Here is an 8980-nt window from a genome sequence, read left to right as displayed (position 1 = left end):
ATAAATTCTTAGCGATGCCAGAATCTACCGCCGCAGAAGCAGATACCCAACCAGAAACGCGCTGTGTATTAGTTTGCCAGTATCAATCTTGCCTGAGACATGGTTCAGCAGCAGTGCTAGCTGCCTTTGAAGCCCAACCAGTCCCAGGAGTAAAAGTTGAAGCTTCTAGCTGTCAGGGACAGTGCAACACGGGCCCGACTGTGCGAGTCACCCCAGACCAAATTTGGTATTGTCGAGTTAAACCGAGTGATGTAGAGTCGATCGTGGAACAGCACCTCAAAGGCGGAAAACCTGTAGAGGCGCTGTTCAATCCGAGAATTCATATGCGTTATTATTATTAGTCTTGACTCGGTGATTTTTATCAGATATGTTTGCATCTAATTTGGACTTTTCTCTTAAGTCTTTGATTGGTGGTTAACCGCAGATTTACTCAATGCAAGCGAATATATCCGTAGGGGCGAAGCATGACCGCAGTCAATATGAGATGATAACTAATAACTTATATGCGGTCATGCTTCGCCCTCTTCCCAAGTGAGATGTACCCTATTTTTTAGAGAGAAATACGATTTTGATAAAAAGTATTTTGAATGGCGATCGCACCTCTTGCAAAAATACCTGGAACGGGCAAGATGCCCGTTCCACAAGAAAAGATTTTTTTGGTGGGACGGGCTTCTTGCCCGTCCGAAAATTTGATTTAAAGGACTTTTCTAAGAAGTCTATTGTGATGGAAGTGATGCTTTGAGAATTAAAGGAATTGCGGTTAGTTTGTTAGTCCTAATTTTGGGGCGCACGTCGGCGGTAGTCGCTCAAACGCCTGCGGTTGCTGGGGATATTTGTCCTGGGGAATTGGGGGCGAAGGTAGATGCGATCGCCAATCGTGCTGAATTTAGCCGATCGCGCTGGGGCATTTTGATTCAACCGCTATCATCTGCGGCGACTCTCTACAGCCGTGACGCCACCAAATATTTTATTCCAGCATCCAATGTCAAGCTGCTAACCACAGCGGCTGCTTTGCAGAAACTCGGTGCCGATTTTCGGATTAAGACATCGGTTTACAGCGGCGCAAATGGGAGTTTGTATGTTGCCGGTAGGGGCGATCCGAGCATTGTGGAGGCTCAGTTGAAGGACTTGGCGCAGCAGTTGAAACGCCGCGGAGTCGATCGCATAAATGAGTTGATTGGCGATGACAGCTATTTTCAAGGCAGTGCAGTCAATCCGAATTGGGAATGGGAAGACGCCCAAGCTGGCTATGGCGCGCCGGTTAACAGTTTAATTTTCAATCAAAACGCGATCGAGCTTGTTTTGTCCCCACAGGCGATCGGGCAACCTCTGAAAGTCACTTTTGCCGAACCTAAGTTAGCAAATCAGTGGCAAGTTCTGAACAATTCAGTCACAGTTCCCACCACCGAATCGGAGTTTATTGAAGTTGGCAGGGAGTTCGATCGGCCCACAATTAGAGTTGGCGGGCAGTTGAAAGTTGGTGCGGAATCTGAATCAGCTTATGTCGCAGTTGTCAATCCCGCTAATAATTTTTTACAGCATTTTCAGCAAGTTTTAGTGGCTGAGGGAATCCCTGTCAAACAAGCTTTGGTTGCCCCTGTTCCTCGCAATTTAAATCAGGAATTAGCGTTTGTTGAATCGCCACCGCTGGCGGAATTGGTGAAAGAAACTAATCGGGAAAGCAACAATCTTTATGCAGAAGTTTTATTGAGATTGTTGGGGAAAATTACAGGCTCCCTGCCTGTTTCACAAACAGTCATAGGCAAGATGCCTGTGCCACAAGAGGATACAGGTGAAATTGGTTTGAAGGAGTTAAAAATAGCTTTAACTCAATTAGGTGTAAATCCAAACAGCTACATATTAGCCGACGGTTCCGGACTTTCCCGCCACAATTTAATTAGTCCAGAAGCCTTGGTGCAAACTTTGAGATTGATGGCGAATTCACCTACTGGATCTATCTACCGCGCATCACTGCCCGTGGCTGGCGATAGCGGCACTTTGAAAAATCGCATAAATACTACATCAAACCGCGTAATTTTGCAAGCAAAAACTGGAACTTTGAGCGGAGTTTCGGCGCTGTCGGGATATATCGAAGTTCCCAATTACGAGCCGCTGGTGTTTAGTATTATCATCAATCAATCCGATCTGTCTGCTTCAAAAATGCGATCGGCAACGGACGAAATTGTGCTATTATTAAACCGCCTGCGCCGCTGTTAAAACCACAGATTTAAGGTGAGAAAGTTTATCTAAGTAGTTACACCTAAAAAACAAGACGTTAAACAGTTGACAGTTGACAGTTGACAGTTGAGTGCGAAGTGATAAGAACATAGATTTAAACTCCGTTCTTATCACAATCTGCCGACCTGAGTAAGGGCTTCAAACCCTTGCTATTCGGCGAAAAACTCTACAAGTTTTAAGTTTAATGAGATTGCAGCGGCGGGGATCGAAAAGCAGCTAGAATAAAAACAGAAGAATTAAAACCATTGGGCTGTTTGAACCTGCTATCAGTCGGCGAGTTCTGTACAGCCCGAAAATAAGTCTAACTTTCCAACTATGAAGTCTTTAGATTCCGAACAGCAACACATCTTTGTCGAAACCAACAACATCCGCTTGCACTGCGTTTCCCAAGGAGAAGGCGAGCTCGTGATCCTCCTGCACGGGTTTCCTGAGTTTTGGTACTCTTGGCGCCATCAAATTCCTGCCTTAGCGCGTCATTTTAAGGTTGTGGTGCCGGATTTGCGGGGCTACAACGATTCGGACAAGCCGGAAAGCGGTTATGATTTGGATACGCTGAGTGCTGATATTCGCGGTTTGATCGATCGGCTGGGCTATACAAAAGCGCACATTGTCGGTCACGATTGCGGTGGTGCGATCGCGTGGCATTTAGCTCAAAAATTCCCCGAAAAACTCAACCGCTTGGCAATTTTAAACGCTCCGCACCCGCAGCGATTCGTGCAGGAAATGGCAAGCAATTTAGACCAACTCCGCCGCAGTTGGCATATTTTGGCATTTCAAGTTCCCGGCATTCCTGAATGGTTGATCCGGCAAAATTTGAAAGATTTTGTACAAAATATCTTGCAAGGACAAGCTGTTCGCAAAGGAGCTTTTAGCGCTGAGGAAACTAAGATTTATCAAACCGCTTTAGAAAAGCCAGGAGTGTTAGCGGCCGCGATGAATTATTACCAGCAGATGTTTCACCCGCAGCGTCTTTGGCATTGGGGGCAGAAGTTAGATCCTGTGACAGTGCCTACTTTGGTGCTTTGGGGAGAAGAAGATGCGTTTTTGAGCCACACACTTGTAGAAGGTTTGGATCGGTTAATTAGCGCTCCGTTTAAGTTAAAATTAATCCCTAATTGTGGTCACTGGATTCAGCAGGAAGCGCCGCAAACGGTGAATCGAGAATTGCTGAATTTTTTGAGAAATTCTTCTCGTTCTTTGGCTTTGGCATAAAAGGTTTTAAATATTGCAAATAAAAACCCGGTTTCACACGGAAACTGGGTTTTTATTTTTCTCCGAGTATGTCTGTAGATTTTAGATTTTAGATTTTAGAGGCGACCCCACGGATAAATTCGGGGGAAGAGAGGATTTTCGATTTTCGATTTGGGATTGATTCCACGGATAAATCATGTGGCGGGTACCATCAAGAAATTCGCTTGTCAGTAGAGAATTTCTGAGTTACCAGAGAATTAAATCAGGCTGACACACCCTACTATAGCCTTTCTCAAAGAGATGAGGTATGATTGACCAGAAAGAATTGGTTGAAAGCCCCAAGTCTTTGAGGGAGAAATTAAAATCAGACTATTCATTACTCCAATCCTCGGACTTAAGGGTAAAGGTCGCTCTCAAACTGTCAACTGTCAACTGTCAACTGTCAACTGTCAACTGTTGACAGCTTCTATAACCATTAAACTAAGAGGGCTGAAGCCCAACTACGTACCGCATCTTTCTGAGAACCGCTATATCTAACTTATTCCGCCTCAAAAACAGGTATAAATGCCCGACACGAGGGTCAAAATCGATTCCCAAATTTTAGACCATAGTTCAAGTTCCCTGATTCATCAAGGTGAGTCAACGTAAAATCTAAAATCTAAAATCGACTCATGAGTCCCAGAGCATATTTTCTTGCATCAACAGTGCAATCATCGCAGTTCTAGAACAAACACCGAGTTTGATAAAAATCCGCCTCACGTAAGTAGCCACCGTCCAGTGACTGATATTTAAATTTTTGGCAATACATTTGTTTGGCAGACCTTGCGCTACTAATTGGGCGATCGCTCTTTCTCGCGGGCTCAGGCTGATTACCGGTTTGTAAATTGTGCTTTGCATAGTTTTGCAGTGCAGTGACGAGTTAAAAAATTAATCAATTAATGGTAGAATCCCCAGTTTCTCTCGGACTTCAGATAAGGGAGTTTCCCAATCAGATGCAACGTCCCAGTCAATTAGCCGCTCGGCTAATTTTCCATGTTTTAAACCTTTGATAATTTGTCCGATCGGGCATTTGCCACTTAGCAATCCAACTAACACTAAAATCGCACAGGAAGGGCGAAATACTTGAGCGCGAGTAAACGCTTGAAGTACAAATTCATCTTCGGCAGAAGGTGAAAGACCAGTGAGAACCGGTTAAACGTCGTGGTTTCGTTGAATCCAGTCTCCAGATGCGATCGGCTCAAACCCTTGTTCGTCTAGAAATCGCGCCACTTCGCACCCTAATGTTCCTGCTGGCAGTTGACGCAATTTTTCCAAGTCTATTTCAAAATGTCGATCGCTCTCAATTTGAGGATTAATTGTTTGAGCCATCTTTAATATAACTCCTAATTGACCGTCAGTCATGATTGATTCTCCTGGGATAAGAATTTAAGTTCCTGAAAAATGAAATTCATGTTTGTCCAGTTCATTTTTCCGATGAATCAAGACAACTTTTTTTTACAGTTCAGCTCAGAAATCCTACATTCTGTAACAGCAATTAACTTTCAGGAGCTTTTACATTTCTTTACAAACAGCCTCAGAGGTGAAATCTGTCAGTTGTCAAAATCTGGCTAGTGTTAGTTACCGCAGCTTGACCCAGAGGGAAGTAACCGTAAACTCCACAGTATTTAGCGGTGATTGGAACTCCTTTACTTACGTATATGAATCTATTCTGCTCCTAAGTATTTGCACCTGCAATGAGTCAGAAGCTGAAGCGTGTAAACGCAGTGATGCGAGTGCTACCAAGTGAATCAAGGTGAAGAGACCAAAAGCAGGGTGAAGTAAACATTTGACAGCTTGCCCTGTAGCAATATTATTCGTAGGGTGTGTCGCCATTAAACTGAATTAAAATCGACTTTTCGAGTAGCGACCCACCTCAATAGCTCTCGGTGACAGAAATTTCCCCGGGCGATGGCTACGTCCCGGCTTGCGCCTACGCACTCGAAGCGAGCTAGTATTGATGCAAAAATGAGATGCACCCATTTAATTTGAGAGCATCTCATTTTTGTAACAAGCATTTTTGATTTTAGTGGTGTCCGCGAAGAGCGTATTATACAATACGCTCTTCGCGGACAGAACTAATGACCGATCGCGACAAAATTTAAATTTCTTCCATGTCTCCTACATCTTGAATGTCATCATTATCAACAACCTCATCATCATCAGCATCGACATCATCAGCATCGACATCCACAGGAGCGACAGAATTAGCAGAAACCACTGCCCCAGTATCAAGTTTTTCCCGTACTAGCCGCTCGATCTCATTTTTGAAATCGATATTTTTCTCCATGTGTTGAATCACTTTGTCTCGTCCTTGAGCGATGTTCTCGCCGTTGTAACTATACCAAGAACCTTTTTTCAGGATTACTCCCATCTCGTCTGCCAAGTCAGTCAGACAGCCTAAGGTAGAAATGCCTTTACCAAATACAATGTCAAATTCGGCAATGCGGAAAGGCGGAGCAACTTTATTTTTAGCAACTTTAACTTTTGTGCGGTTGCCGTATTCTTCGGTACCTTTTTTCAAGCTTTGAATGCGGCGAATGTCGAGCCGCACGCTGGCGTAAAATTTGAGGGCGTTACCGCCGGTTGTGGTTTCGGGGTTGCCGTAAGTTATGCCGATTTTCTGCCGCAATTGGTTGAGGAAAATCACGGTACAGCCGGATTTACCGATGTTGCCGGTGATTTTCCGCAGTGCTTGACTCATCAAGCGGGCTTGCAAACCCATGTGGGAGTCGCCCATGTCGCCTTCGATTTCGGCGCGGGGGACGAGGGCGGCTACGGAGTCAATGACTACGATATCGACGGCGACGGATCGCACGAGTTGATCGACAATTTCTAGGGCCATTTCGCCGGTATCCGGCTGGGAAACTAAGAGATTTTCAATATCGACGCCTAATGCTGAGGCGTAGGTGGGATCGAGGGCGTGCTCGGCATCTACGAAGGCTGCGATGCCGCCGGTTTTTTGGACTTCGGCGATCGCGTGGAGCGCTAGAGTAGTTTTACCGGAACTTTCCGGGCCGTAAATTTCAATTACTCGGCCTTTTGGCAAACCGCCGCCCAAAGCAATGTCCAGTGTCAGAGCTCCGGTGGGGATGGTTTCTACCCTCATGCGAGTGGAGTCTCCCAATCGGACGATCGCTCCTTTGCCAAAGCTGCGCTCGATTTGGGACAGTACGGAAGTTAGGGCTTTTTGCTTTTCTGTGTTTTCAGTAGTTTTTGTAGAAGCTTCTTTTTTTGCCATTTTCGGTACGCGGGTAGACCCCTTGCGGAGCTTGTTGATTAACTGTACAACACGTATGTTAGCAGTTATTTTTGGGGTCTGGAGGTTCTGGGGGGATTTGGTTTAGAATTCTTGATTTTGCGGTGGTTGGGCTCGATCGCGCCCTCACCAGAAAGAATTGGTTGAAAGCCCGCCCGCCTTCGAGAGAGAAATTAAAATCAGACTATTCATTACTCCAATCCTCGGATTTAAGGGTAGAGGTCGCTCTCCTTCGGTCAACTGTCAACTGTCAACTATCAACTGTCAACTGTTGAAGGTGGCTCTTGCTTGGAAGGTAGAAGGCTTTCGGCAGAAGGTAGAATAATGGTCGGTTGGGATCTGTACAGGTATCGATCGATCTTTTACAGGGCCCAAACGGGGGTGGAGAGAAACCGGGTTTTTCCACAGCAATACACAGGTTGCAGCAGGCGAACCCGGTAAAAAACCCGGTTTCTGAGCGTAGTGGTGCGATCGTCCCCGGAGTCGATCGGTACGCATCTGGGACGATCGCTACAATTAGGACAAGCATGGCATCTACAACACATCAAGACACATCTGTTAATCCCAAAAATCCTCAAAATTCGCGGTTGCTGATCTGGTTATTGGCGATCGGCATTTTACTAGGTATCGGATTTCGGTTCTTCGAGATCGATCGCAAACTTTACTGGCACGACGAAGCTTACACATCAATCCGCGCCGCTGGTTTCACCAGGCAAGAAATCGACGACGAACTATTTCAAAACCGCATTATTCCCGCACCAGAATTGCAGAAATATCAGCGGATCAAACCGGGGAGTACAGCAGCAGACACAATACGTTCCTTAGCACTAGAAGACCCGCAGCATCCGCCTTTGTACTTTTTGATGGCTCGTTTGTGGATGCAGCAATTTGGCAGTTCTCTTGCAGCATCCCGCAGTTTGCCAGCAATATTGAGTTTGCTGTCGCTGCCTTTGATGTACGCTTTAGCCCAGGAACTTTTCGCTTCAAATTTGGCAGCCTTAGTAGCAACAACACTGTTGGCTTTATCTCCCTTTGACATCTTGTTTGCTCAGACAGCAAGGCAGTACAGTTTGCTGACTGCAACGGTGATTGGCAGCAGTTGGCTGCTGCTGAGAGCATTGCGGTTGCGGGGGTGGCAAAATTGGGCGTATTACTCGATCGCGATCGCGATCGGTTGCTACACTCACCCTTTCTTCACGTTAACACTTGTCGGACATGGAGTTTTTATAATTGCTTGCTGGCTGTTTGTCAAAAAAAGAAAATTGCGAGGTCACTTAACTAATTCGCAATTTTTCTTAGCAGTAACAGCAGCTTTAATCTTGTATCTGCCGTGGATTTACGTGCTGGCGACCAACCTGGAACGAGCCTCAGCAACGACAGATTGGACGCGAATATCTCCTGGTTGGCTGTACCTGGCAAAATTGTGGACGCTCAGCTTTACAGCCTTATTTTTTGACTTCGACTTCGGCTTTGACAATATCTGGACTTATCTGCTAAGATTGCCATTTTTGCTGTTAATTGCGGCAGCCGTTTACAACATCTGCCGCCGCACAAATATTTCAACTTTGATGTTTATTATAACATCAATTTTCGTCCCGTTTTTGATGCTAGTTTTACCGGATATAATCCTAGGTGGCAAACGCTCCGCCGTCAGTCGGTATCTGATTTCCTGCTTTCCGGGGGTGCAGCTAGCAGTTGCTTGCTTGCTGGCCAGTAATGTGAAAACTCAGCAGCGGTTTTGGCAAGTCGTTTTAGCCGGGGTATTTACAGCAAGCATAGCATCCTGTACAGTCAGCGGTGTTTCTGATACTTGGTGGAGCAAAGACTTGAGTTATTTTAATGCTGAAGTTGCGAGAAATATTAACAAAGAGGCGATGGCTAATCGCTCGATTAAAGATACAATTGTAATTAGCGATCGCGGTAATGACTTTACTAACATGGGAGATTTGCTCTCCCTGAGTTATTTGCTCGACAAAGATGTACGGCTGATGTTGCTGAGTCAGTCGCCCGATATCGAGATGCTGAACAAATATTCGGCTCCTCTGGTGTTCCGCCCTTCGGAAAAATTGCGATCGGCACTCAAGCAAAATCAACGCCGCCTAGAGCCGATATTGCCATACGCCAAACTTTTTCGAGTGCGACGAACTTCTTAGTTCCCGATAGGGTGCGGAGTGAAAAAAACTGTTTGATTTGTCTCAAATATTTGATCTGAGGCACCTTAAGTCACTATTTGAGAATTTTGTCAATTTAAATAAA

The 8980-nt window shown here is 45.4% G+C and carries 8 protein-coding genes; 4 read left to right on the top strand and 4 right to left on the bottom strand.

All coding sequences use genetic code 11. The features are described 5' to 3' along the window. The first annotated feature begins 14 nt into the window (after positions 1–14). The 3 genes from JGK20_RS29930 (at position 15) to JGK20_RS29920 (ending at position 3450) form a co-directional block, all read left to right on the top strand. Positions 15–341: a (2Fe-2S) ferredoxin domain-containing protein gene (locus JGK20_RS29930; protein WP_293196226.1), complete on the top strand. Its 327-nt coding sequence runs from the start codon at positions 15–17 to the stop codon at positions 339–341. Positions 342–738: 397 nt separating this feature from the next. Next, a complete protein-coding gene (gene dacB, locus JGK20_RS29925) occupies positions 739–2217 on the top strand; it encodes a D-alanyl-D-alanine carboxypeptidase/D-alanyl-D-alanine-endopeptidase (RefSeq protein ID WP_366039664.1) in 1479 nt (492 codons plus the stop codon). 336 nt (positions 2218–2553) lie between these two features. Then, on the top strand, positions 2554–3450 hold the full coding sequence (locus tag JGK20_RS29920) for an alpha/beta hydrolase (RefSeq protein WP_293213475.1): 897 nt from the start codon (positions 2554–2556) through the stop codon (positions 3448–3450). 648 nt (positions 3451–4098) lie between these two features. Here the strand turns inward: JGK20_RS29920 and JGK20_RS29915 are convergent. The 4 genes from JGK20_RS29915 to recA all read right to left on the bottom strand — a co-directional run bounded on the left by JGK20_RS29915 (position 4099) and on the right by recA (position 6706). Continuing rightward, positions 4099–4326, bottom strand: coding sequence for a helix-turn-helix transcriptional regulator (locus JGK20_RS29915; protein WP_293148388.1), 228 nt, complete (start codon positions 4324–4326; stop codon positions 4099–4101). A 30-nt stretch (positions 4327–4356) separates the two neighbouring features. Further along, positions 4357–4524 carry a hypothetical protein gene (locus tag JGK20_RS29910; protein ID WP_293182690.1) on the bottom strand — a complete coding sequence of 56 codons (168 nt, stop codon included), beginning with the start codon at positions 4522–4524 and terminating at the stop codon, positions 4357–4359. A gap of 96 nt (positions 4525–4620) precedes the next feature. Further along, positions 4621–4830 (bottom strand): hypothetical protein, encoded by a 210-nt coding sequence (locus JGK20_RS29905; RefSeq protein ID WP_293182688.1) that lies wholly within the window; start codon positions 4828–4830, stop codon positions 4621–4623. Between the two features lie 736 nt (positions 4831–5566). Next, the gene (gene recA, locus JGK20_RS29900; RefSeq protein WP_293182686.1) at positions 5567–6706 is read right to left on the bottom strand and encodes a recombinase RecA; all 1140 of its coding nucleotides are present in this window, start codon (positions 6704–6706) and stop codon (positions 5567–5569) included. Positions 6707–7056: 350 nt separating this feature from the next. On the opposite strand from recA, the gene JGK20_RS29895 reads away from it, so the two are divergent. Beyond that, positions 7057–8877: a glycosyltransferase family 39 protein gene (locus JGK20_RS29895; RefSeq protein WP_293233187.1), complete on the top strand. Its 1821-nt coding sequence runs from the start codon at positions 7057–7059 to the stop codon at positions 8875–8877. Positions 8878–8980 lie beyond the last annotated feature (103 nt).

Origin of the sequence: Microcoleus sp. PH2017_05_CCC_O_A, from assembly GCF_020738785.1 — a bacterium.
Classification (GTDB): domain Bacteria; phylum Cyanobacteriota; class Cyanobacteriia; order Cyanobacteriales; family Microcoleaceae; genus Microcoleus.
Note: the sequence above shows the minus strand (reverse complement) of the source record. Positions and strands in the feature narration are given on the sequence as shown.